At 70.5% G+C, this 21,898-nt stretch carries 24 protein-coding genes; 8 read left to right on the top strand and 16 right to left on the bottom strand.

The window, feature by feature from the left end:
* Nucleotides 1-4: 4 nt before the first annotated feature.
* The 3 genes from VFB40_RS01335 to VFB40_RS01325 all read right to left on the bottom strand — a co-directional run bounded on the left by VFB40_RS01335 (nucleotide 5) and on the right by VFB40_RS01325 (nucleotide 3,335).
* On the bottom strand, nucleotides 5-1,201 hold the full coding sequence (locus tag VFB40_RS01335) for an acyl-CoA dehydrogenase family protein (RefSeq protein ID WP_324847384.1): 1,197 nt from the start codon (nucleotides 1,199-1,201) through the stop codon (nucleotides 5-7).
* A gap of 188 nt (nucleotides 1,202-1,389) precedes the next feature.
* Complete coding sequence (locus VFB40_RS01330) at nucleotides 1,390-2,355, bottom strand: HpcH/HpaI aldolase/citrate lyase family protein (RefSeq protein ID WP_324847383.1); 966 nt, start codon at nucleotides 2,353-2,355, stop codon at nucleotides 1,390-1,392.
* Nucleotides 2,356-2,417: 62 nt separating this feature from the next.
* On the bottom strand, nucleotides 2,418-3,335 hold the full coding sequence (locus VFB40_RS01325; protein ID WP_324847382.1) for a DMT family transporter: 918 nt from the start codon (nucleotides 3,333-3,335) through the stop codon (nucleotides 2,418-2,420).
* 204 nt (nucleotides 3,336-3,539) lie between these two features.
* Between VFB40_RS01325 and VFB40_RS01320 the strand changes: the two genes are divergently transcribed.
* A complete protein-coding gene (locus tag VFB40_RS01320) occupies nucleotides 3,540-4,070 on the top strand; it encodes a hypothetical protein (RefSeq protein WP_324847381.1) in 531 nt (176 codons plus the stop codon).
* A gap of 47 nt (nucleotides 4,071-4,117) precedes the next feature.
* Here VFB40_RS01320 and VFB40_RS01315 read toward each other — a convergent pair whose 3' ends face one another.
* Entirely contained in the window at nucleotides 4,118-5,086 is a 969-nt protein-coding gene (locus VFB40_RS01315) for a hypothetical protein (RefSeq protein ID WP_324847380.1), read from the bottom strand.
* 225 nt (nucleotides 5,087-5,311) lie between these two features.
* Between VFB40_RS01315 and VFB40_RS01310 the strand changes: the two genes are divergently transcribed.
* From VFB40_RS01310 to VFB40_RS01300, 3 genes are all read left to right on the top strand, one after another.
* Nucleotides 5,312-6,619 carry a magnesium transporter MgtE N-terminal domain-containing protein gene (locus VFB40_RS01310; protein WP_324847379.1) on the top strand — a complete coding sequence of 436 codons (1,308 nt, stop codon included), beginning with the start codon at nucleotides 5,312-5,314 and terminating at the stop codon, nucleotides 6,617-6,619.
* A gap of 19 nt (nucleotides 6,620-6,638) precedes the next feature.
* Entirely contained in the window at nucleotides 6,639-7,265 is a 627-nt protein-coding gene (locus tag VFB40_RS01305) for a DUF1003 domain-containing protein (protein WP_324847378.1), read from the top strand.
* A gap of 71 nt (nucleotides 7,266-7,336) precedes the next feature.
* Entirely contained in the window at nucleotides 7,337-8,494 is a 1,158-nt protein-coding gene (locus tag VFB40_RS01300; protein ID WP_324847377.1) for an Mrp/NBP35 family ATP-binding protein, read from the top strand.
* A 15-nt stretch (nucleotides 8,495-8,509) separates the two neighbouring features.
* Here VFB40_RS01300 and VFB40_RS01295 read toward each other — a convergent pair whose 3' ends face one another.
* Together VFB40_RS01295 and VFB40_RS01290 are read right to left on the bottom strand one after the other, a co-directional pair.
* Complete coding sequence (locus VFB40_RS01295; RefSeq protein ID WP_324847376.1) at nucleotides 8,510-9,598, bottom strand: hypothetical protein; 1,089 nt, start codon at nucleotides 9,596-9,598, stop codon at nucleotides 8,510-8,512.
* Nucleotides 9,595-9,960, bottom strand: a complete 366-nt coding sequence (locus VFB40_RS01290; protein WP_324842095.1) for a PadR family transcriptional regulator — start codon at nucleotides 9,958-9,960, stop codon at nucleotides 9,595-9,597. The genes VFB40_RS01295 and VFB40_RS01290 overlap by 4 nt, the downstream gene beginning before the upstream one ends.
* Nucleotides 9,961-10,021: 61 nt before the next feature.
* Here VFB40_RS01290 and VFB40_RS01285 point away from each other — a divergent pair, with 61 nt between their 5' ends.
* Nucleotides 10,022-10,438 (top strand): VOC family protein, encoded by a 417-nt coding sequence (locus VFB40_RS01285; RefSeq protein WP_324847375.1) that lies wholly within the window; start codon nucleotides 10,022-10,024, stop codon nucleotides 10,436-10,438.
* 76 nt (nucleotides 10,439-10,514) lie between these two features.
* Here VFB40_RS01285 and VFB40_RS01280 read toward each other — a convergent pair whose 3' ends face one another.
* The 5 genes from VFB40_RS01280 to VFB40_RS01260 form a co-directional block, all read right to left on the bottom strand.
* Nucleotides 10,515-11,210 (bottom strand): hypothetical protein, encoded by a 696-nt coding sequence (locus VFB40_RS01280; protein WP_324847374.1) that lies wholly within the window; start codon nucleotides 11,208-11,210, stop codon nucleotides 10,515-10,517.
* A 19-nt stretch (nucleotides 11,211-11,229) separates the two neighbouring features.
* The gene (locus VFB40_RS01275; protein ID WP_324842092.1) at nucleotides 11,230-11,613 is read right to left on the bottom strand and encodes a sec-independent translocase; all 384 of its coding nucleotides are present in this window, start codon (nucleotides 11,611-11,613) and stop codon (nucleotides 11,230-11,232) included.
* Between the two features lie 450 nt (nucleotides 11,614-12,063).
* On the bottom strand, nucleotides 12,064-12,531 hold the full coding sequence (locus tag VFB40_RS01270; RefSeq protein WP_324847373.1) for an anti-sigma factor family protein: 468 nt from the start codon (nucleotides 12,529-12,531) through the stop codon (nucleotides 12,064-12,066).
* Nucleotides 12,531-13,193, bottom strand: a complete 663-nt coding sequence (gene sigE / locus VFB40_RS01265; protein WP_324842090.1) for an RNA polymerase sigma factor SigE — start codon at nucleotides 13,191-13,193, stop codon at nucleotides 12,531-12,533. The genes VFB40_RS01270 and sigE overlap by 1 nt, the downstream gene beginning before the upstream one ends.
* Before the next feature lie 252 nt (nucleotides 13,194-13,445).
* On the bottom strand, nucleotides 13,446-13,613 hold the full coding sequence (locus VFB40_RS01260; protein WP_211467520.1) for a DUF3117 domain-containing protein: 168 nt from the start codon (nucleotides 13,611-13,613) through the stop codon (nucleotides 13,446-13,448).
* 279 nt (nucleotides 13,614-13,892) lie between these two features.
* Here VFB40_RS01260 and VFB40_RS01255 point away from each other — a divergent pair, with 279 nt between their 5' ends.
* Complete coding sequence (locus VFB40_RS01255; protein WP_414641998.1) at nucleotides 13,893-14,687, top strand: enoyl-CoA hydratase/isomerase family protein; 795 nt, start codon at nucleotides 13,893-13,895, stop codon at nucleotides 14,685-14,687.
* A 99-nt stretch (nucleotides 14,688-14,786) separates the two neighbouring features.
* Here the strand turns inward: VFB40_RS01255 and VFB40_RS01250 are convergent, their stop codons facing one another.
* Nucleotides 14,787-15,371 (bottom strand): GrpB family protein, encoded by a 585-nt coding sequence (locus tag VFB40_RS01250; RefSeq protein ID WP_324847371.1) that lies wholly within the window; start codon nucleotides 15,369-15,371, stop codon nucleotides 14,787-14,789.
* A gap of 290 nt (nucleotides 15,372-15,661) precedes the next feature.
* Nucleotides 15,662-16,093 (bottom strand): DivIVA domain-containing protein, encoded by a 432-nt coding sequence (locus VFB40_RS01245; RefSeq protein ID WP_324847370.1) that lies wholly within the window; start codon nucleotides 16,091-16,093, stop codon nucleotides 15,662-15,664.
* 124 nt (nucleotides 16,094-16,217) lie between these two features.
* On the opposite strand from VFB40_RS01245, the gene folP reads away from it, so the two are divergent.
* On the top strand, nucleotides 16,218-17,090 hold the full coding sequence (gene folP, locus VFB40_RS01240; RefSeq protein ID WP_324847369.1) for a dihydropteroate synthase: 873 nt from the start codon (nucleotides 16,218-16,220) through the stop codon (nucleotides 17,088-17,090).
* A 33-nt stretch (nucleotides 17,091-17,123) separates the two neighbouring features.
* Nucleotides 17,124-18,449, top strand: a complete 1,326-nt coding sequence (gene bioA, locus VFB40_RS01235; protein WP_324847368.1) for an adenosylmethionine--8-amino-7-oxononanoate transaminase — start codon at nucleotides 17,124-17,126, stop codon at nucleotides 18,447-18,449.
* A gap of 26 nt (nucleotides 18,450-18,475) precedes the next feature.
* On the opposite strand, the gene VFB40_RS01230 is transcribed toward bioA, so the two are convergent.
* The 3 genes from VFB40_RS01230 to dapE all read right to left on the bottom strand — a co-directional run bounded on the left by VFB40_RS01230 (nucleotide 18,476) and on the right by dapE (nucleotide 21,883).
* Nucleotides 18,476-19,309, bottom strand: a complete 834-nt coding sequence (locus VFB40_RS01230; RefSeq protein ID WP_324847367.1) for an LOG family protein — start codon at nucleotides 19,307-19,309, stop codon at nucleotides 18,476-18,478.
* Nucleotides 19,310-19,382: 73 nt separating this feature from the next.
* The gene (locus VFB40_RS01225) at nucleotides 19,383-20,570 is read right to left on the bottom strand and encodes an alpha/beta hydrolase (protein WP_324847366.1); all 1,188 of its coding nucleotides are present in this window, start codon (nucleotides 20,568-20,570) and stop codon (nucleotides 19,383-19,385) included.
* Between the two features lie 227 nt (nucleotides 20,571-20,797).
* Complete coding sequence (gene dapE / locus VFB40_RS01220) at nucleotides 20,798-21,883, bottom strand: succinyl-diaminopimelate desuccinylase (RefSeq protein ID WP_349261294.1); 1,086 nt, start codon at nucleotides 21,881-21,883, stop codon at nucleotides 20,798-20,800.
* Nucleotides 21,884-21,898 lie beyond the last annotated feature (15 nt).

Genomic DNA, 21,898 nt, shown 5'->3' with positions numbered 1-21,898 from the left:
GCCGTCAGCCCTTGAGCTTGTACTCCTCCAGCAGCCGCCGCCCGACGATCATCTTCTGGATCTCGGCGGTGCCCTCGCCGATCAGCAGCATCGGCGCCTCGCGGTAGAGGCGTTCGATCTCGTATTCCTTCGAGTAGCCGTAGCCGCCGTGGATGCGGAAGGAGTCCTCGACGACCTCCTTGCAGTATTCGGCGGCCAGGTACTTGGCCATCCCCGCCTCGAGGTCGTTGCGCTGGCCGGCGTCCTTGACCCGCGCGGCCCGCACCATCATCTGGTGCGCGGCCTCCACCTTGACCGCCATCTCGGCGAGCTTGAACTGGATCGCCTGGTGTTGCGCGATCGGCTTGCCGAACGTCGAACGCTGCTGCGCGTAGGCGATGCCGAGTTCGAAGGCCCGCAGCGCGATGCCGCAGGCGCGGGCGGCGACGTTGACCCGGCCGACCTCGACGCCGTCCATCATGTGCGCGAAGCCGCGACCGGTGGTCCCGCCGAGCACCCGGTCCGCCGGGACGCGCACGTTGTCGAGCACCAGCTCGGTGGTGTCGACGCCCTTGTAGCCCATCTTGGCGATCTTGCCCGGGACGGTCAGGCCGGGGCGCACCTCGCCGAACCCGGGCTCCTTCTCGATCAGGAAGGTGGTCATGTTCTTGTGCGGCGCGTCGTGGCCCTCGTCTGTGCGGGCGAGCAGGGCGACCAGGCTGGAGGTGCCGCCGTTGGTCAGCCACATCTTCTGACCGGTGATCAGATAGTCCTCGCCGTCGCGCACCGCCTTGGTCTTGATCGCGGCCACGTCCGAGCCGAGCGCGGGCTCGGACATCGAGAACGCCGCGCGCACGGTGCCTTCAGCCATCCGCGGCAGGAAGTACGCCTGCTGCTCGTCGGTACCGTGCTGCTTGATCATGTACGCGACGATGAAGTGCGTGTTCAGAATCCCGGACACGGACATCCAGCCGCGCGCGATCTCCTCGACGACCAGGGCGTAGGTCAGCAGCGACTCGCCGATGCCGCCGTGCTCCTCCGGGATCATCAGGCCGAACAGGCCCATCTCGGCCATGCCCTTGACGATCTCGGCCGGGTACTCGTCGGCGTGCTCCAGCTCGTTGGCCACCGGGATGATCTCCTTTTCCACGAAGGTGTGGACGGCGGCCAGGATCTCCTGCTGTACCTCGCTGAGGCCTTCGGTGCGGGCGAGTCGTGCCATGTGACTGGGCTCCCGGATCACTCGTGCTCCCGCCCCCGGGCAGGGGTGCGGGGCGGCTTAGTTACTGGTGAGTATCCCCGGGAGCCGCGGCGTTGTGAAGTGTGGCACCGGCCACTGCTCGCGGCGCCGAGGTAGGCGTGCGCCACGTGGCCGGACCGGCCCGGAGGCCTCGGCCGCGCGGGCCGGGCTCAGGCCGCGGGCGGCTCGAACTTGGAGGTGCGCGTGTAGCCGGCCACCCGGCCCTTGCCCGCGATCACCAGCGCCATCTTGCGCGAGGCCTCGTCGATCATCTCGTCGCCGAGCATCGCCGAGCCCTTCTTCCCGCCCGCCTCCGAGGTGTAGTACTCGTAGGCGTCCAGGATCAGCTCGGCGTGGTCGTAGTCCTCCTGGGTGGGCGCGTAGAGCTCGTTGGCGATCGCGATCTGGTCCGGGTGCAGCACCCACTTGCCGTCGAAGCCGAGCGCGGCGCTGCGGCCGGCGACCCGGCGGAAGCCCTCGGCGTTGCGGATCTGCAGGTACGGGCCGTCGATGGCCTGCACGTCGTTGGCGCGCGCGGCCATCAGGATGCGCATGAGGATGTAGTGGTACGCGTCGCCGACGTCGTATCCGGGCGGCTGCTCGCCGACGACCAGCGACTTCATGTTGATCGAGGCCATGAAGTCGGCCGGGCCGAAGATGATCGTCTCCACCCGCGGCGAGGCGGCGCCGATGGCGTCCACGTTGACCAAGCCCTTGGCGTTCTCGATCTGCGCCTCGATGCCGATGCGGCCGACCTCGTAGCCCATGGTCTTCTCGATCTGGGTGAGCAGCAGGTCGAGCCAGATGACCTGCCCGGCGTCCTGCACCTTGGGCAGCATGATGCAGTCCAGGTTGGCCCCGGCGCCCTCGACGACCGTGACGACGTCGCGGTAGGTCCAGTGCGTGGTCAGGTCGTTGACCCGGACGGTGCGGGTCTTGCCGGTCCAGTCGCCGTTGTTGAGCGCGTCCACGATCTTGAGCCGGGCGCCCTCCTTCTCCAGCGGGGCGCAGGCGTCCTCCAGGTCGAGGAAGACCTGGTCGGCGGGCAGCGTCTGGGCCTTCTCCAGGAACCGGGGGTTGGAGCCCGGAACGGCGAGACAGGAGCGGCGCGGGCGGTTGACGTTGGTGTTTGCCATGGGGTGGGTTCCCTCCCGAAGCGGGTACGGACCGGTGCCAAAAGTGCAGTGACACCGCCAGGTTACTGGCCGGTCACATCCGCCGTCTCGGGCGCACCGGAGTGATCCGTACCACGCGCCGCCACGGACGGCCCCGCCGCCGCGCCGCCGACGGTGACCACCGCGAGCCCGGCCAGGATCAGCGCCGCGCCGGGGACCATCGACCAGGTCGGCACCTGCCCGAGCCAGAGCGCCGCGATCAACGCCGCCGACGGGACCTCCAGCAGGATGCACAGCGAGACCACGGTCGGGCTGGTGGTCTTCAGCACCCGGTTGAACAGCGTGTGGCCGAGCAGCTGGGCGCCGGCGGTGAGTCCGAGGATCTTGATCCACGCGTTGCCGGACATGCCGGTGAGGTGCTCGCCGGTCGCCAGCGCGAGCCCGGCCAGCACGACCGCGGCCGTCGTGTAGCAGACCACCGCGTAGGGCGCGAGCGAGACGGTCTTGCGGACGTTGGCGCCGACCGTCATGTACACCGCCGCCAGCGCCCCGGCCAGCAGCGCGAGCAGGTCGCCGGAGAATGCCCGCACGGAGAGCCGCAGGTCCACTCCGGACAGCGCGACCACCCCGGCGACCGCGATCAGGATGCCGACCCACGCCTGCCGAGAGACGTGCTCGCCGCGCAGCAGCGCGATCAGGGCGGCGAAGATCGGCTGCGCGGCGGCGAAGGCGGTCGCGGACGCCACCGAGGTCATCGTCAGGCTCGGGGTCCAGGTGGAGAAGTGCAGCCCGAGGGCCACTCCGGCGACGAGGCTGGAGAGCCACTGCGCGCCGTTCATCGAACGCAGCTCGCCGAGATGCCGCAGCAGCGCGAAAGGCGTGAGCGCGGCGGCGCCGAAGACGTTGCGCCAGAACGCGATCGCCAGCGCGGGCGCGGCCGTGGCGGCGATCAGCGGACCGGAGGTGCCGACCGCGGCCACCGCCACCGCGAGTATCGCCATATCAGCCCGCGGAGGCCGGTGGACTGCCGAAACCGGGAGCGGAGCGGGCGGTGAGGCGGTCTGGGCGGTCAGGGGTGCTCCTCGGTCGCGGCTGTGACACGGTGATGCCAGGGTATCGCGCGCCTGTCGCGGTCCCGGCCGCGAACTTCTACAGGCCGTCCCCGCTGAGTGGCCTTCAACTGCCCTGTGGGAAAGTTCTGAGCCATGACCAGCCCGTCACTGTCCGCTGCATCGAGCGCCCCCAGCCGTTCCGCGCTGTCCGTACCGGACGCTGCGCTCATCGAGGAAGCGTGTAAGAAGTCGGGCCTGATCTGGGTGGCGGTGTCAGGCCTGCGTGACCGTGCGGCTTGGCACGTCTGGCATGAGCAGGACGGGCAAGCCGCGGTGTACGTCGTGGTCGGCGGGGGCGAGCAGTCGCTGCCCGGACTGGCCGACGGGATCACCGTGCGCGTGACGGTGCGGTCCAAGGACAAGGGCGGCCGGCTGGTGAGCTGGCCGGGTGTGGTCGCGCGGATCGTGCCGGGCAGCGAGGAATGGGCCGCAGTGGTGCCGGTACTGCACGCGAAGCGGCTTAACGCGCACGACGGCGAGGCGCAGCCGGAGCGGTGGGCGGCGAACTCGGCCATCTTCCGGATCCGTCCGCAGGGGGCGCTGATCGAAAGCCCCGGCCGCTATGCGACCGCGTCAGGCGCCGCTCCCGTGCCGCCGTCCCCGGCCACGACCCGCTCGCGCTAGCGCGCGCACCGCCGCCGGGCTCCAGCAACCCTCCGCCCAGCCGTCGCTCAGCCGTGCCCGCGGCCGGGATCGGACGGCGTCGCGGACGGCGAGGTCGAGGGTGACGGCGGATTGGGCCCGGACGCCGTCGCGCTGGGCGTGGCGGATGGCGAGGTCGACGGCTTCGCCGGGCCGGTGCTCCGATTCGCCGTGGGACTGGCCGAACCATTCGAGCCGGACGTATTCGACGTCGCGCTAGCACTCGCGGTCGGCGGCTGCACCAGCAGCGCGTTGTCCAGTACCTGGCCGGGCAGCGGGGCCTGGATCGCGACGCGGTCCTCGTAGTCGGTGAAGTCCACTCGGCCCTGGTAGCTACCCGCCGTGGGCGCGATACGCAGGATGTACGGCACGCCGTCGGTGGCTACCCAGATCGACGCCTTATGCCCGTCGCGGCCCGTACCGTCGAGTTCGAGTGCGTTCTCGCCGTTGACCGTGTCGACCTTGCCCTTGGCCCATGTCGCGGAGGTCAGCAACAGCCGGTCGAGCAGGTACCCGATGCGCGTGTCGTTGGTGAACCCGGCGTACCGCGGATCGGCCGTCGGGATGCGCACGTACAGGCCGCCGTACGCCTTTCCGCTATCGATGGCGCCGATCTCCTTCCAGAAGGAGGACGGCTCGGCGGTCCACACTTCGTCCTCGACGCGCAGCAGCCGGCTGGTCGCGCTGCCGCTGGTCACGTCGCCGACCGCGCCGAACTGCGTGAAGACCATGTCCACGGTGAACGTCCCGCCGGAGACCGGTACACCGGTGAGCGTGCCGGCTACGTGCACGGTCGGCGCGGAGGAGGTCGCCTTCACCGTCTTAGTCACGATCGCCTGCGGATCGAGCGCCGCGATGCCGTTGCCGGTGTAGGGGATGCCGGACGCGGTGATCTCCTGCGGCCGGAAGGACCGGTGCGCCGGATCGTCAGCCGCGCAAGCTGTCAGCGCCGTGGCCAAAGCCACAGCGGCGACGGGGCCGAGGACGGCTGTGGCCATGGATATACGCGCCATTCGACTAGCCGTCACTTCCCTGTTCGCACCGGTGTCTCCGAGTCCGGCAGTGTAGCGAAGGGACACGACTGAACGTGGTCCGGTGATCGGACGGTTCGAACTGTCCGACAGTCAATCCGGCGACATAATCTAAAGCTGAAAAGCGCTGGACACGGCGCTGAACGCAGAGCCGGCGGGATCGGCGGCCAGGACAGGTCAGGAGGGCCACGCGTGGCGGCGACCAGGGCTCCGTCCCGGATCTTCATCTCGCATCTGGCGGGCAAACCGGTGTTCGACCAGGACGGCGACCAGGTCGGGCGGATCCGCGACGTCGTGGTGACCATGCACACCGACTCCGCGCGGCCCCGGGTGCTCGGGCTGGTCTGCGAGGTCACCGGCAAGCGCCGGGTGTTCCTGCCGATGACCAGGGTGACCGCGATCGAGGGCGGCCAGGTCATCTCCTCCGGCCTGATCAACATGCGCAGGTTCCAGCAGCGGCCCGGCGAGGCGCTGCTGCTGGCCGAGCTGACCGACCGGCGGGTGCACCTGGTCGCCGACGGGACCGACGTGCAGGTCGTGGACCTGGCGATCGAGCAGAACAGCAGCCGCGACTGGGAGGTCACAAAGGTCTTCGTGCGGCGCCCGGCGCGCGGCTTCCGGCGGCGCGGGGAGACCCAGACGGTCGATTGGGAGGCGCTGACCGGCTTCGCCGCGGACGAGCCGGGCCAGGCCGCGGCCACGCTGATCCGCACCTTCGAGAAGATGCGCCCGGCGGACCTGGCCCGCGCGGTGCACGACCTGAACCCGAAGCGGCGCACCGAGGTGGTCGCGGCCCTCGACGACGAGCGGCTGGCCGACGTGCTCGAGGAGCTGCCCGCGGACGAGCAGGTCGACATCCTGGCCAAGCTCGAGGTGGAGCGGGCCGCGGACGTGCTGGAGGCGATGGACCCGGACGACGCCGCCGACCTGCTCGGCGACCTGCCGGTCGAGGAGGCCGAGCGGCTGCTCGAGCTGATGGAGCCGGACGAGGCGGCCCCGGTGCGGCGGCTGCTGATCTACTCCGACGACACCGCCGGCGGCCTGATGACCAGCGAGCCGATCGTGCTGCCTCCGGACGCCACGGTGGCCGAGGGGCTGGCCCGCATCCGGGTTCCGGAGCACTCCCCCGCGCACGCGAGCCAGGTGTACGTCTGCCGGCCGCCGCTGGAGACGCCGACCGGGCGCTTCCTGGGCGTCGTGCACTTCCAGCGGCTGCTGCGCGAGCCGCCCTCAACCCTGGTCAGCGCCGCGGTGGACAACGGGATCGAGCCGCTGCGGCCGGATCAGCCGCTGACCGCGGTCACGTCGTTCATGGCGACCTACAACCTCGTCGCCGCGCCGGTCGTGGACGAGTCCGGACACCTGCTCGGCGCGATCACCGTGGACGACGTGCTTGACCACGTGCTTCCGGGCAACTGGAGAGAACGCGACCTGCACGCGCACGACGCAGGCGCCGGTACGCACGCAGACGATTCGGGAGGGGGCGGCCATGGCGCGTGACACGGAGACTCGCCGAGCCATGCGTCAGGCGGCTCGGCGCGAACAGCCCCGCCTTGACCAGCCCAAGGACATCCATCGCGCCCGTTCGCTGCGACCGAAGATCGACTCGGATAAGTTCGGGCAGGCCTCGGAGAACTTGGCGCGGTACTTCGGCACGGCGCGGTACCTCGTCATTCAGACGGCCTTCGTCTTCGTGTGGATCGTGCTGAACATCCTCCAGCTCACCCGAGAGATCCACTGGGACCCGTACCCCTTCATCCTGCTGAACCTGGCCTTCTCCACGCAGGCCGCGTACGCCGCGCCGCTGATCCTGCTGGCGCAGAACCGGCAGGCGGACCGGGACCGGGTACAGATCGAGCAGGACCGGGAGCGGGACGAGCGGTCGATCGCGAACACCGAGTACCTGGTGCGCGAGGTGGCGGCGCTGAGGCTGGCGGTCAACGAGGTGGCCACCCGCGACTACGTCCGCTCCGAGCTTCAGGCGATGCTCAAGGAGATGGACGACCTGCGCACCTCCGGCCAGAACGCGGCGGTCCAAAACGTGGGGGTCCAGAACGCGGCGGTCCAAAACGCGGCGGTCCAAAACACCGTGCTCCCGGCTCGTACCAGGGACGTCGCGCCGCCGAGTGCGAGCTCCGGTCCGTGAAGCAGCGGCCGGTCGCGGACAAGTGGGTAGCCGCGGCCGGAGCAGCCGCGGGCGGCGCATAGCATTGAGCCATGGCTGACACGACGACGAGCACGACGACGCCCACCGAGGATCAGGTGCGCGCGGCGCTGGCCCGGGTTCAGGACCCGGAGATCCGCCGCCCGATCACCGAGCTCGACATGGTGAAATCGGTCGCGGTCGGCCAAGACGGCGCGGTGGACGTGGAGATCTACCTCACCGTCGCCGCCTGCCCGCTCAAGGACAAGCTCTCCGAGGACATCAAGGCACAGGTCGGCGCCCTGGGCGGGGTGCGCTCCGTGCGCGTCGGCCTGGACGTGATGAGCACCGAGCAGCGCCAGGCGCTGCAGTCGAAGCTGCGCGGCGACCGGCCGGAGCGGGAGATCCCGTTCGCCAAGCCCGGCTCGCTGACCCGGGTCTTCGCGGTCGCCTCGGGCAAGGGCGGGGTCGGCAAGTCCTCGGTGACGGTGAACCTCGCGGCGGCGATGGCGGCCAAGGGTCTGAAGGTCGGCATCGTGGACGCCGACATCTACGGCCACTCGGTGCCGCGCATGCTCGGCGTGACCGACCGGCCGACGCAGGTCCAGGACATGATCATGGCGCCGATCGCGCACGGCGTGCGGGTCATCTCGATCGGCATGTTCACTCCGGGCAACGAGCCGGTGGTCTGGCGCGGCCCGATGCTGCACCGCGCGCTCCAGCAGTTCCTCGCGGACGTGTACTGGGGCGACCTGGACGTGCTGCTGCTCGACCTGCCGCCGGGCACCGGCGACATCGCGATCTCGGTGGCGCAGCTGGTGCCCAACGCGGAGATCCTGGTGGTGACGACCCCGCAGCAGGCAGCCGCCGAGGTGGCCGAGCGGGCCGGCACCATCGCCCTGCAGACCCGCCAGCGCATCGCGGGCGTGGTTGAGAACATGTCCTGGCTGCCGTGCCCGCACTGCGGCGAGAAGGTAGACGTCTTCGGCTCCGGCGGCGGCGAGACCGTGGCCGAGGCGCTGACCCGGGCGACCGGCGCACAGGTCCCGCTGCTCGGCCAGGTCCCGATCGACGTGCGGCTGCGCGCGGGCGGCGACGAGGGCATGCCGCTGGTGCTCTCGCACCCGGACGAGCCCGCGGCCGCGGTGCTGCAAGGCATCGCCGACCGGCTCACCGTGCGGGCACGCGGACTCGTGGGCATGTCCCTGTCTGTTTCCCCGGCAGGGCGGTAGCGCGGCGCGCAGCGGTTACGCGGGCACTGCGGTAGCTCGTCGACGGCTGCGGTACAGCGACCAACCAAGCGCCGCGGCGAGAACGACCTCGGTGGCCAGCACGTACACCGGCATCCCAGGCCACAGCGATCGGGAGAACAGGTCGCCGACGAACACGTTCTCGTACTTGCCCTGCGCGTAGATGATGACGGCGCGCGGCACGATCAGCAGCCCCGGAGCGCCGAGGGTGAGCAGCGCGGCGGGCCAGATCGGCGATCTACGGGCGCGCGCAAGACCGAAGAGCGCCGCGAGCACCGGAACCAGCGGACCGCCCACCACGCCTGCGATCTCCTCGGCAAGCTGTACGTCGGGCGCGGACGGCGGGAAGGCCAAGGCCGCGTAGACGCCGCTGACGGCGAGGATGATTCCGGTCAAACCTGCCGCGCTGATCAGCCACCGGCGAGGCACAGGCATTCGCGGCGCCTCGCGATGGAACGCACTGCCTGCGGCTACCGCGATCAGCAGGGATACGGCGAAAACTGCCATCCGATCGGACAGCACCAGAAACGAGTCGTGGCGCGTGACGGCGAACCCGATGAACCCGGCCTGCGCGACCGCGAGGAATCGGCCCAGGCGGCGCCATCCGACCAGCAGCGCGACGAACGCGCCGAGGTAGTCCAGCGGCGGTAGCGTGTCGGACGCTATCCACGACGCCAAAGTGGAAGCAGGAAGAGCGCGCATCTCGTAGCTGCGGTTAAGCCAGGCCACGACGAGGCTTGCGACGCCGTTCCACCCTGTCCACAGACCCAGCGCGAGCAATCCCGTCAAGGCGGTACGCCGCAGGACCTCGCCCACGGCGATAGCGCGGCGAGTTCCGCCCTGCGCGCCGACGCGCAGCCGCATCGCGAGCGCAGCAAGGCTCGCCAACTCCGCGACGCTCGGCCAGCGCCTCCCCTCCGGGGCACCGTCGAGCAGGGTGCTGATCATCTCCTCGCCGCGATGCTCGCGGTACGCGGCGGGAAGGAGCATCAGCATGCGCCGATAGCGCGCTTCGAGGACATCGGCCCCGGCTCCGATGTCCGCAGGGCGCTCGTCGTCCATTCCTGCTTCCCCGTTCTTGTTCACGCCGCTCCTCCCGCCGGGCCGAGCTTCCCGGGCAACGACACGCCGCGGTCACGCAGTCGGCGCGTGGCGACCGCCGCATGCGCTGCGAGCCGCTCCGCGTCTTCGGCCAACGCGGCCGCGCCCTGCTCGGTGAGGCGGTAATAACGCCGCAGCCGGCCGCCCTCGATCTCGTCGCGATCCGGGGCCAGCAGTCCTTCTCCCGTCAGCCGGTCGAGCGCGCCGTAGAGCGTGCCCACCTTCAGCTGTGTCTGCCCGTTGGACAGGCGGGCGACCTCTTGCACGATCCCGTAGCCGTGCCGCGGCTGATCCACCAGCGCGGTGAGGATCAGGAAGACCTGCTCCGTCCTGGTCGATGTGTTCATAGGCAAGATATATCGCCTAGCGAGTCATTGGGCAAGCCGGGACAGTCGGTACTGTCGAGGTATGGATCTCGATCATGTGGTGATCTGGGTCGACGACCCGCTCAAGTCCGTGGACTTCTATGTGAACGTGGTCGGCTTGCGCCCGGTGCGCGCCGAGGAGTTCCGTGCCGGTGAGGCGCCGTTTCCGAGCGTGCGCGTCACCGAACGGTCGATCATCGACCTGACCCCGCGTCAGGATGCCGCGGCGGTCGACGAGATGACCAAGACGAGGCAGACCGCCGGCTTCCCGGTCAACCACGTCTGCATCGCAATGACGAAGGAGGAGTACGAGGCCCTCAGCGACCGGCTCGAGGCGCACGGCGTGGACACGTCATCGCGGCGGGTCGTCACGTACGGCGCTCGCGGGAACGCCCCGCACGCCTTCTACTTCCGCGATCCGGACGACAACGTCATCGAGGCGCGGTACTACGACGAGTGACGGGGCGATTATCTGACCTATTCACTCGTGCGGATCAAGAATTGCGATGATCGGCACCAGCTGTGCGGGCAACAGATCAGGCGTCGTAGTCGGCGAGGCTCACGCGGGTGAAGGCCAGCGAGTACGCGGACACCCCACGCCCGTATGCGGCCAGAAAGCAGTGCTGCGTCGCGGTGGCCAGCACCCAGCCGTACTCCGATTCGCGGTAGTGGAACACCTGCGGCAACAGGTCCACGGAGAGCGTCAGCAGCCGCCAGGGCAGGTCGCCGAGGCGGTCGGCCACCTGGGCGGCCAGCTCGCGCTGCTGATCCATCCAGTGCTGGCGGACCGCGACGTCCAGATGCCAGGGCCACTGCTCCTCGACCAGGCCGATGCCGGCCACCGCGGCCGCTGAGGCGACCGTGCTGGCCTCGACGAAGCCGCGGGCCGTCCCGTCCGGCCGCAGGGCGGGGCGGCGCGGCAGCGGCGCCATGGTGACCACGGTGACCGCGCGGCGCTGCGGATCGCCGCCGGGGCGGCCGGCGGGTGCGTCGCCGTGCAGGAGGGAGCCGTACTGGACAGTGCCGTCGACGTCGGCGCACAGCGACCCCAGCCGCCGCTCGCCGCGCCAGCCGGCATCCAGCCCGTACCAGGGCAGCTGTGCGGCGAGGAAGGCGGCGTGCCCGTCACGCGCCGAGGGTTCGGCGGCGCGGGCGATGATCGGGGCGTGGCTTCGGATCGGTGCTGAGGAGGACTCGGCTTGGCGCGAGGTCGGCTGGGCCGGGCTGGTCAAACGGGGCTCCGGGAAAGGGTCACGTCGCGTCTGCGTCGTAGGGCGGGCGCTCGCCGGCGGCCAGCGGGGTCGGCTCGCGGCGCGGCGGCGGCAGCTCGTCCATCGAGCCGAGGTTGCGCAGGTCGCGGTTCAACTCGTCGCGCAGCTCGCGCAGATCCTCGCCCTCGCCGAGCAGGTTCTTGCGAACGAAGGTCTTCGGGTTCAGGTCCTGCAGGTCGAGCCCTTCGAACTCGGGCCCGAGCTCGTTGCGCAGATCGGCCCGCGCGTTCTCGCCGAAGGCGCGGACCTGGCGCAGGAAGCGCGCGGCGCTGGCCGCGGCCTGCGGCAGCTTGTCCGGGCCGAACAGGACGACGGCGAGCCCGAGCAGCACGACTATTTCCAGCGGGGACAGATCGAAGAACATCGCGGTGCTCCGGCGTCGGCGGGCAGGGGGCAGTGCAGGCGGTCCGATGACCAGAAACCACAGTAACCGCCCGAACCGCCGGTCAGACAGAGGCTAGGCCGCAACCTGGTGGGAAAAGATCGACGCGGGTGCCGCATTCCGAAGCGGAGCGGCGCAGAAAGCCGAGCGACGCCCGAACAGGACCGGCACACCAAACGAAGCGACTCCCGAAGCGGAGCGGCACTGGACCGGAGCGGCACCAGAGCGAAGTGAGATCCGAAGCGAGCGGCGCCCGAAGCGGACCGACCCCCGAAGTGGAGCGGCACACAAACGCGGACCGCCGGTGAGCGCAGAGCCTCGTGGGGCGGCGGTGCGCGGATCGGCGGTCCGGGGCTTGCACCGATCGGTCGTGCGCCGCGGACCGTGGGCCCGCGGCTCGACCGGTGGCGAACCTAGCGACCGGTGGCGAAGCTAGCGAATGGACGGGAAGGCGCGGCCGAGGAAGGACGGCTCCTGCGCCGGCACCAGGCCGCCGCGACGCGGGGCCAGCCGGGTGCGGTTCATCGAGCCGCCCTCGCCGAGACCGGACTCGCCGTCCTCGGGCAGCTCGCCGATCGGGCGCAGCCCGACCGCGAACTCGGGCAGGAACGCGGAGGAACGGCCCAGGAAGCCGCCGAGCTGCGGCGGCGAGCCCGCGGGCGGCTCCGGTGGGCGCTCGGTCTGCGGGATCTGGAAGAGCGCCGCCATCAGCCGGGCCGAGGGCTCCGGCATCGCCGTCGCCTCCAGCCGGTTCTTCAGCGCGCGCTCCGCCTCGACCAGCGTCCGGCACTGCGCGCAACAGGCCAGGTGCGCCAGCGCCCGGTCGCGGTCGTCGTGGGCGAGTTCGCCGTCGACGAGCGCGCCGAGGCGGGCGCCGAGGTGTTCGCTGAACCGGCCCATCACAGCTGTCCCTTTCCGCCGCCGGTGCGCTCCGCGTCGTCCTCGATCGTCGTCAACGGTGGCAGTTCCACCGCCTCGGTCGGGGCCCGGTGCGCCAGTGCGGCACGCAGTTGGCTGCGGCCCCGGTGGATCCGGGACCTGACGGTGCCCAGCTTCACGCCGAGCGTGGCCGCGATCTCCTCGTAGGAGAGGCCCTCGATGTCACAGAGCACCACCGCGGCCCGGAACTCGGGAGCGAGTTCGGCCAGCGCGCGCTCGATGTCGGCGTCGAGGTGGTTGTCGAAGTAGGCCTGCGCGGGGGTCGGCTCCTTGCCGGCCAGCCGGTCGGCCGCGTCCTCGGCCAGGCCCTCGAAGCGGATCTTGGCCTTGCGCCGCACCGAGTCGAGGAACAGGTTCGTGGTGATCCGGTGCAGCCAGCCCTCGAAGGTGCCGGGCGTGTAGCTGTTGAGCGACCGGAACACCCGGACGAACACTTCCTGGGTCAGATCCTCCGCGTCGTGCCGGTCCCCCGTCAGTCGATAGGCCAGCCGGTACACCCTGGCCGAATGAGTACGCACGACCTCGTCCCAGGACGGAGGCGTCCATTCCGCCCCGTTCGGCGTTCCCGCCGGAAAGGAGTCGAAGCCCGCCTCGCCATAGTCACTGCCGCCCCCGAGCGCCACGGCACTACCTCCTCGTCGTTCGAGTACCGCTGCAGTAACCATAGCTTCCTTCCCCGACGGAATTGCTGAGAGCGGCCTGTGAACCTTGACATAGTCAGGCTCAAGGTTGCTGAACGTCGTCTGAGCCCGGTGGCGGACCCTCACCTGGGAAACGCTCGGCCCCGGCGCCGGAGTTCCCGGGCCGGGGCCATGGCGACGGTCGGACCGTCGAAGTGCCGAAGGGGTTGTCTGTGTAGTTGAGCTGCGCGGCCGCTAACCGACCACGTTCTTCAGCGCGTCTCCGAGAGCGCCGGCCTCGTCCGGCGAGAGCTCGACGACGAGTCGGCCGCCGCCTTCGAGGGGCACCCGCATCACGATGCCGCGCCCCTCCTTGACCACTTCGAGCGGGCCGTCGCCCGTCCGCGGCTTCATCGCCGCCATGCTCGTTCCCCTTCCTCGTCGGGTGGTCCGCCGCGGGTTGGGCGCGGCGGGCCGTGTACATCCGGACTGGGCCGGCTGGAGCTTGGGGCGCGCTCGGCGGGAGTCGCGGGACCGCTGCGCTGTCCGACGCTCCACTCCGTACACGCCCTGGCGCAGGGCACGCGGACACCCTGACCGAAGCTCATTATCCCGCACGTCACCGGCCCTGGGAAAACACAACTTGAGAACAAGCTGGCCCGCACGATTACCAGCGGGTAACTTATTCGCGTGAGCCAAGACCTGGAAAGCGGCGGCGAACCCGTCCGCTATGAAGTGACCGGAGCGGTCGCCACCGTTACCTTCAACCGGCCCGACGCGATGAACGCGCTCGACGTGCCGACCAAGGAGGCGCTGCTCGCGGCGCTGCGCTCGGCCTCGGCCGACGAGAGCGTGCGGGCGGTGGTGCTCACCGGGACCGGCCGGGCCTTCTGCGTCGGCCAGGATCTGCGTGAGCACATTCAGAAGCTCAATTCCGGCGACCCGCCGCTGTCCACGGTGCGCGACCACTACAACCCGATCACGTTGGCGATCGCGGAAATGCCGAAGCCGACGATCGCCGCGCTCAACGGCGTGGCGGCCGGGGCCGGGGCGGCTTTCGCGTTCGCCTGCGATCTGCGGATCGCGGCCGACACCGCGTCCTTCACCCTGGCCTTCTCGCAAGTGGGATTGTCGGCGGACTCGGGCGCGTCGTGGACGCTGCCGCGGCTCGTCGGCACCGCCAAGGCGATCGAGCTGCTGTTCAACCCGCAGAAGATCGGGGTGCGGGAGGCCTCGTCGCTCGGCCTGGTCAACGAGGTGGTGCCGGCGGACCGGCTGGCCGAGCACGTCGCGGCGCTGGCCGAGCGGCTTGCGGCGGGTCCGACGGTGTCCTATGCGGCGCTCAAGGCCTCGGTGAACTTCGGCGCGTCGCACTCGCTGGCCGAGACGCTGGAGTTCGAGGACGCGATGCAGACCAAGTGCGGCGCGACCGCGGACCACCGCGAGGCCGTGGACGCGTTCCTGGCCAAGCGCGCGCCCGATTTCCTCGGCAAGTAGGAGGTAGGGAGCGCTCAGCCGCGCGGGGGTCGATCTTTCCCGAAACTGCGGCCGTTCGGGCGACGCGGCGATCTTCCGAGATCTACCGCGTCGCCGGTCTCAGCCCAGGTCGGCCAGCGTGCAGAAGTCCACGTAGGCGCGGTGGGCCAGGCGCACGGTCTCGCGCAGGAAGGCCCGCTTGCCCTCGGCGTAGGCCTCCGGGTCGTTGCGGCACTGCCGGGCCAGCCGCCGCTTGAGGTCGGCGTACTGCTCGCGGCACTCGGCGTGGTTCGCCAGGTACTGCACGAGCAGCAGCTGGTCGTACTCGAGCACGCCGCCGGCTCTGCACACGTACACGTGCGTCTCGCAGCGCGGGGCATGCGCCGGGAGCGCTCCCGCCGGGGCGGTGAACACGCGGCGATCGGCCTCGCGCACCTGGAGGGCGAAACCGAGCCCTTCCAGCGCCGCGCGGTACTCCTCCTCGGCCTCGGGTTCCGCCACCGAGACCTGGATATCGAGGTGCGGGCGGCCGAGAAGGCCGGGCACCGCGGTCGAACCGATGTGATCGACCCGGACCGCGTAGCCTCCCAGGGCTCCGCGCACCAGATCGGCGCACACCGCGAAACGCTCGGACCAGACCCTGTCGTAGGGCTTGATCTCGACTGGCGCCAGTTCGCCCACGGCGACGGCGATCTCTACTGCCATCCAACACCTCCCGCCTGAGGTGAAGTCAGGAAACCGCGCAACCAGCGCGGCGTCAAGATGTTACGCGGTAACGACCGTGCGTGATAAAAGTATCACGGATCGGCAACGTTTTGACCGGCGCGCGCCGCGGACGCCCAGGGCAGCCACGCGCGGGGTGACGCACGCCATTCGAACTCTGATACCGCTCCTCGCCTTGGCTGAGGTGGCGGGCTTATTCGACAGTCGTTCGACAGTGTGCCGATTGCGCGGCAAGCGAACTCACGCGGCGACAGAAACCACGGCGCGGTCGGTCACTGGCCGCGTTCGGCGTTCTCGCCGTGTTCGACGGGCTCGTGCAGTTCGAAGATCTCTTCGTCCGCGTCCGGCTCGGCGCCGTCCGCCGATCCGACGTGCTCTGCGCCGGATTCCGACTCTGATTCCGCCTCGGGGCTCGCGGCCTGCTTGGGCGCGCGCCCCTCAAGCTCCGCAATGCGCTGTTCGCGCATCTCAATCTCTTGCGCGAGCCGGTCCAGCACGTCGTCGACCTCGTCCATGCGGTAGCCGCGCGCGCCGACCGAGAACCGCACCCGGTCGACGTCCTCGCGGGCGAGCAGGCCGTCGCCCGGCAGCGCCAGATCGGGGCGGTCCGGCTCCGGCTCGGACATGTGCCCGCCGCCGCCGATCGCCAGCCAACCCACGGCCGCGAGCAGCGCGACGATCACTACGAGTTGGAGCCAGTACATCGCGTCCTCGCCTCGTTCCCTCTATGCGTGTCCGCAGACCGCGTGATCTCGGCGTGCGCCGCCGGGTTAGCCTGCCGCAGAGCATAGGGTACGGGTCCCGGAAAGGCATGAAGGGGACGCCTCCATGATCGAGGACGGATTCAGGCTCGGCCGCCACAGCTTCGGCCCGAATGAGCTGGTGGTGATGGCCATCGTCAACCGCACGCCGGACTCGTTCTACGACAAGGGCGCCACCTTCGGCGATGAAGCGGCCATGAAACGCGTGGAACTCGCGGCCGCGCAGGGCGCCAGGATCGTGGACATCGGCGGCGTGAAGGCGGGGCCCGGCGACGCGGTGGACGCGGCCGAGGAGGCGCGCCGCGTGGTGCCTTTCGTCGAGGCGGTGCGCGAGCGCTTTCCGCAGCTGGCGATCTCGGTGGACACCTGGCGGGCGGGGGTCGGCGAGGCGGTCTGCCGGGCCGGGGCCGATCTGCTCAACGACGCCTGGGGCGGATTCGACCCGGATCTGGCGCAGGTGGCCGCGAAGCACGGCGTCGGGCTGGTCTGTATGCACACCGGCGGTGCGGTACCGCGGACTCGGCCGCATCGCGTCGGCTACGCGAACCTGATGGCCGACGTGCTTGAGCAGACCCTCGGCCTCGCCGAACGGGCCGCGTCGCTCGGCGTACCGCGCGAGTCGATCCTGATCGACCCCGGGCACGACTTCGGCAAGAACACGCGGCACTCGCTGGAGGTGACCCGCCGGCTCGACGAGATGGCCGCGACCGGCTGGCCGGTGCTGGTGTCGCTGTCGAACAAGGACTTCGTCGGCGAGACGCTGAACGTGCCCCTCGAGGGCCGGCTGACCGGCACGCTGGCGACGACCGCGGTCTGCGCCTGGCTCGGCGCGCGCGTGTTCCGGGTCCACGAGGTGCCCGAGACCCGGCAGGTGCTCGACATGGTGGCCTCGATCGCGGGGACCCGGCCTCCGGCGGTGGCGCGCCGAGGTCTGGCCTGACCGGGCTCGAGTGCGGCGTGAAAGACTGGCGCCGTGGCAGAGTCGGAAATCAAGGCCTTGCTCGATCTGGATCGGGAGCTGGTGTGGCATCCCTATGGGGCGATGCCGGGAGCGCTCGATCCGCTGCTGGTCACCGGCGCGTCCGGCGTACGGCTTGAGGTCTCGCTGCCGGATGGGACCCAAACCGAGCTGATCGACGGTATGTCGTCGTGGTGGGCGGCGATTCACGGGTACCGGCACCCGGCACTCGATGCGGCGGTGCGTAATCAGCTAGGGCAGATGGCGCACGTGATGTTCGGCGGGCTAACGCATCGGCCGGCGATTGAGCTCGCGGTGCGCTTGGTCGAGCTCACGCCGGAACCACTGCGGCACGTCTTCCTCGCCGACTCGGGTTCGGTCTCGGTCGAGGTCGCGATCAAGATGTGCCTTCAGTACTGGCAATCGATCGGCCATCCCGGCAAGCGCCGCCTGATGACCTGGCGCGGCGGATACCACGGCGACACGTTCCATCCGATGTCCGTGTGCGATCCGGAAGGCGGCATGCACAACCTGTGGCGCGGCGTGCTGCCCGAACAGATCTTTGCGGAGGCGCCGCCGGACGGCTACGACACGGAGCCGTCGCCCGAGTACGTCACGCATCTCTCCGACCTGATGCAGCGTCACGCGCACGAGCTCGCGGCGGTGATCGTCGAGCCGATCGTGCAGGGCGCCGGCGGAATGAGGTTCCACGCACCCGGCTATCTAAGGGCACTGCGCGCGCTGTGTGACGAGCACGACGTGCTGCTGATCTTCGACGAGATCGCGACCGGGTTCGGACGGACCGGCACGCTGTTCGCCGCCGAGCACGCCGGCATCGCCCCGGACGTGATGTGCGTCGGCAAGGCGCTGACCGGCGGCTACCTGACCATGGCCGCAGCGCTGTGCACGACGCGCGTCGCCGAGGGGATCAGCCGGGGCGAGGTGCCGGTTCTGGCGCACGGCCCGACGTTCATGGGAAATCCGCTCGCCGCCTCCGTCGCCCTCGCCTCGATCGAGCTGCTGCTCGACGCCGCCGCGCGCGGCGGAGTGCCCTGGCAGGCGGACGTCGCACGGATCGAGGCGGCGCTGCGCGATGGGCTGGCGCCAGCCCGCGATGTGCCGGGCGTAAGGGACGTACGCGTACTCGGCGGCGTCGGCGTGGTGCAGCTTGAGCAGGCCGTCGACGTCGCCGCTGCAACGTCGGCGGCGGTACGTCGAGGCGTGTGGATCCGGCCGTTCCGCGACCTGATCTACACGATGCCGCCGTACATCACCGCCGACGACGACCTGTCCACGCTCTGCGGCGCGCTCGTCGACGCGGCCGCGGCTTCTCAGGCCTGACTTCTTCGGGCCTGAGCTTCTCAGGCCTAGCCCTCGGGCCACCGCTCGCCGGAACGCTCGGCCGCGACCTTCTCGGCGAAGGCGGCCGACTCGTCCGCCACACGGCGGCCGTTGGCGCCCTGGATGGCCTGGACCGCCTCGGCCGGCGAATCGGTCAGCGTGAACAGCGCCAGATCCGCCGCGGAGGCCTTGCCGTTCTCGACCATGCTGTGGCGCAGCCACTCGACCAGGCCGGACCAGTAGTCGATACCCAGCAGCACGATCGGGAACGAGGTCACCTTGCGGGTCTGCACCAGCGTGAGCGCCTCGAACAGCTCGTCCATGGTGCCGAAGCCGCCCGGAAGGACCACGAAGCCGTGCGCGTACTTCACGAACATGGTCTTGCGGGCGAAGAAGTAGCGGAAGTTGACCCCGAGGTCGACGTAGTCGTTCAGGCCCTGCTCGAAGGGCAGCTCGATGCCGAGGCCCACCGAGGTGCCGCCGCCCTTGACCGCGCCCTGGTTGGCCGCCTCCATCGCGCCGGGGCCGCCGCCGGTGATCACCGCGTAGCCGGCCTCCGCGAGCAGCCGTCCGACCTCGACGCCCTGCCGGTATTCGGTCGAGTCCGCCTTGGTGCGGGCCGAGCCGAAGACCGCGACCGCCGGGCCGAGCTCGGCCAGCGCGCCGAAGCCCTCGACGAACTCGGCGGTGATCCGGTGCACCCGCCACGGATCCGAGTGCAGCCACTCGGTCGGGCCGCGGCTGTCCAGCAGCCGCTGGTCGGTGGTGGATTCCTGTACCTGGCCGCGCCGCAGCACCACCGGGCCGCGGAAACGCACGCCGTTCTGCCGCTTCTCCTGCGGCTCAATATCTTCAGTCACGTTTTTCACGGTACCCGGCGGCGGGCCAATGGTTCGGGAACCCCGTCCCAACCATGCGTGAACCACGCGCCGCTCAGCCGCGCGCCCAGGCTCCGGCCGCGCTTCCGGCTCCGGTGACCCCGGACAGGTTCGGGACCGCGGGCACTCCCGACTTCGGCGGCTGGCCGAGATGCGTGGTCAGCCAGTCGAGGGTGGCCGGCTCCGCGGCCTTCCAGACCCCGGCGTTGTGGCCGCCGCGCGCGGAGATTATCCGCTCGACCACCGTCGGGGCCTTGGCGGCCAGGCTCATCTCGTTGGCCTCCGCGGCCGTGGAGCCGTCCTGGAGCGTGCCGGTCAGCAGCAGCGCTACGTTCGGCGCCGGCCGGTGCTGCAGCAGCCACAGCGGGCTGTTCTGGTTGTACGCGGCGGTTCCCGGCTTGAGCAGGTCGCCGTCCGGGTGGTCGTCGCCGCTCATCGAGACCGCGGCGGCGAACTCGCCGGGGTACTGCAACAGCAGCTTGGAGGCGCACAGCCCGCCCTCGGAGTAGCCCATCAGGCCCCAGCCGGAGCGGTCGGTGATGGTGCGGAAGGAGCTGTTGATCAGATCGCGCACGTCGTGCGCGAGCCAGGTGGCCACCCGCGGGCCGCCGGGGATGTCCGAGCAGTCCGGGTTGTGCGGCGGGTCCACGTTGATCGCCGCGCCCACCAGGATCACCGGGCGCGCGGCGAGCCGCTGCACCTCGGCCGCCAGCACGTCGGTGACCTTGAGGCTGCGGAACCAGGAGCCGGGCGAGCCGGGGTAGCCGGAGAGCAGCTGGATCACCGGGAAGTCGGTGTGCGCGTACTGCCGCTCGTGGTACTGCGGCGGCAGCCAGACCACCACGTCGCCGGTCACCTTCGACTGCGCTCCGGTGATCACGGCGTGGACCTCGCCGGGCATCTGGGAGTCGGGGTGGAACAGCCCGGCGTTCGGCAGCGGCCGGTCCACGCTGCGCGCCTGCGCCGAGGTCAGCGAGACCGGCTTGGCGGCCTGGATCTGGCCGGACGGGCCGTTGTGGCCGAACAGGTCGGACCAGGAGGTGTAGAGCTGGTAGGAGTTGTTGATCATCAGCGCGGCCAGCAGCACGGCGACGCCCTGGCACAGCGCGATCAGCACGAGCCGCTGTACCTGGCGTATCACCCGCGGGCCGCGCAGCCGGCCCCACAGCAAGACCGTGACCAGCGGCAGCGCGATGACCGCCGCGATCACCGCGTCCAGAAAGAAACCGCTGGTAAGTCCCATGTCCTCGCCCGATTCAGACAAAGCCCGTGCCGCCGCGACCGCACCGCAACTCCCCGCCCGCGGTCCGCGGCGGACCTCTGTCATTGATCGACGCCGCGGCGGGGGTTCAGGTTGCCTTCATTTCGCGGCCGTGCCCGCCGTGGGCCGCCGGTCGATTGTCGCACGCCCGCCTTGTACCGTTAGCCGACGAATCGCCCGGCCGAGATCAGCCCGGGATCAGCCCGGGATCAGGCCAGCTCGAGCCAGGCCAGGAGCAGCCGTTCGGCTTCTCGGATCTTCGTCACGGAGGCGTACTCGTCGCGGGTGTGCGCGAGGTTCGGGTCGCCGGGACCGTAGTTGACCGACGGAATGCCGAGGCCGGAGAGGCGAGCCACGTCGGTCCAGCCGTATTTGGCCCGCGGCGGGGCGGCGATGAGCGCGGCGAAGCTCGCGGCCTCGGGCAGATCGAGGCCCGGACGCGCGGCCGGGGCGCTGTCCACGATCTCGATGGCGCACCCCTCGAACTCGGCGCCGGAGAAGACCTCGCGCACGTGCTCGGCGGCCTGCTGCTCCGTGCGGTCGGGGGCGAACCGGAAGTTGACCACCACGCTGCACTCGTCCGGGATGACGTTGCCCGCGACGCCGCCGCTGATGCCGACCGCGTTGAGCCCTTCGTGGAACAGCAGGCCGTCCACCTCGACCTCACGGGCCTGGTAGTCGGCGAGCCCGGCCAGGATCGGGGCCGCGCGGTGGATCGCGTTCTGGCCTAGCCAGGAGCGCGCGCTGTGGGCGCGGCGTCCGGTGGTGCTGATGCGGGCGCGCAGGGTGCCTTGGCAGCCGCCCTCCAGCACTCCCTCGGTCGGCTCAAGCAGCAGCGCGAAGTCCCCGGTGAGCCAGTCCGGATGGGCGGCGGCCACGTGGCCGAGGCCGTTGCGCGCGGACTCGACCTCCTCGCAGTCGTAGAACACGAAGGTCAGGTCGTGCACCGGCTCGGGGCCGTCGGCGGCGCCGGCCGCCGCGGCGACCTTGAGTTGCACCGCGACGCCGCTCTTCATGTCGGAGGCGCCGCAGCCGTAGAGCAGGTCGCCCTTGAGCGTGGACGGGACGTTGTCCGCGATCGGCACCGTGTCGATGTGCCCGGCCAGCACGATCCGCTTGGCCTTGCCGAAGAAGGTGCGCGCGATGACGTTGTTGCCGTAGCGGTCCACGGTCAGCCGGGGCAGCGCGCGCAGCGCCTGCTCGATCGCGTCGGCCAGCGGCTTCTCCTCGCCGCTGACCGACGGGAAGTCGATCAGGGCGGCGGTCAGCTCGGCGGCGCCGAGGGAAAGGTCCAGCGCCGCGCTGTCTGA

It is taken from the genome of Actinocrinis sp., assembly GCF_035650855.1.
Taxonomy (GTDB): Bacteria; Actinomycetota; Actinomycetes; order Streptomycetales; family Catenulisporaceae; genus Actinocrinis.
The sequence above is the reverse complement of the archived record's forward strand: the minus strand, read 5'-3'. Positions and strand labels throughout refer to the sequence as shown.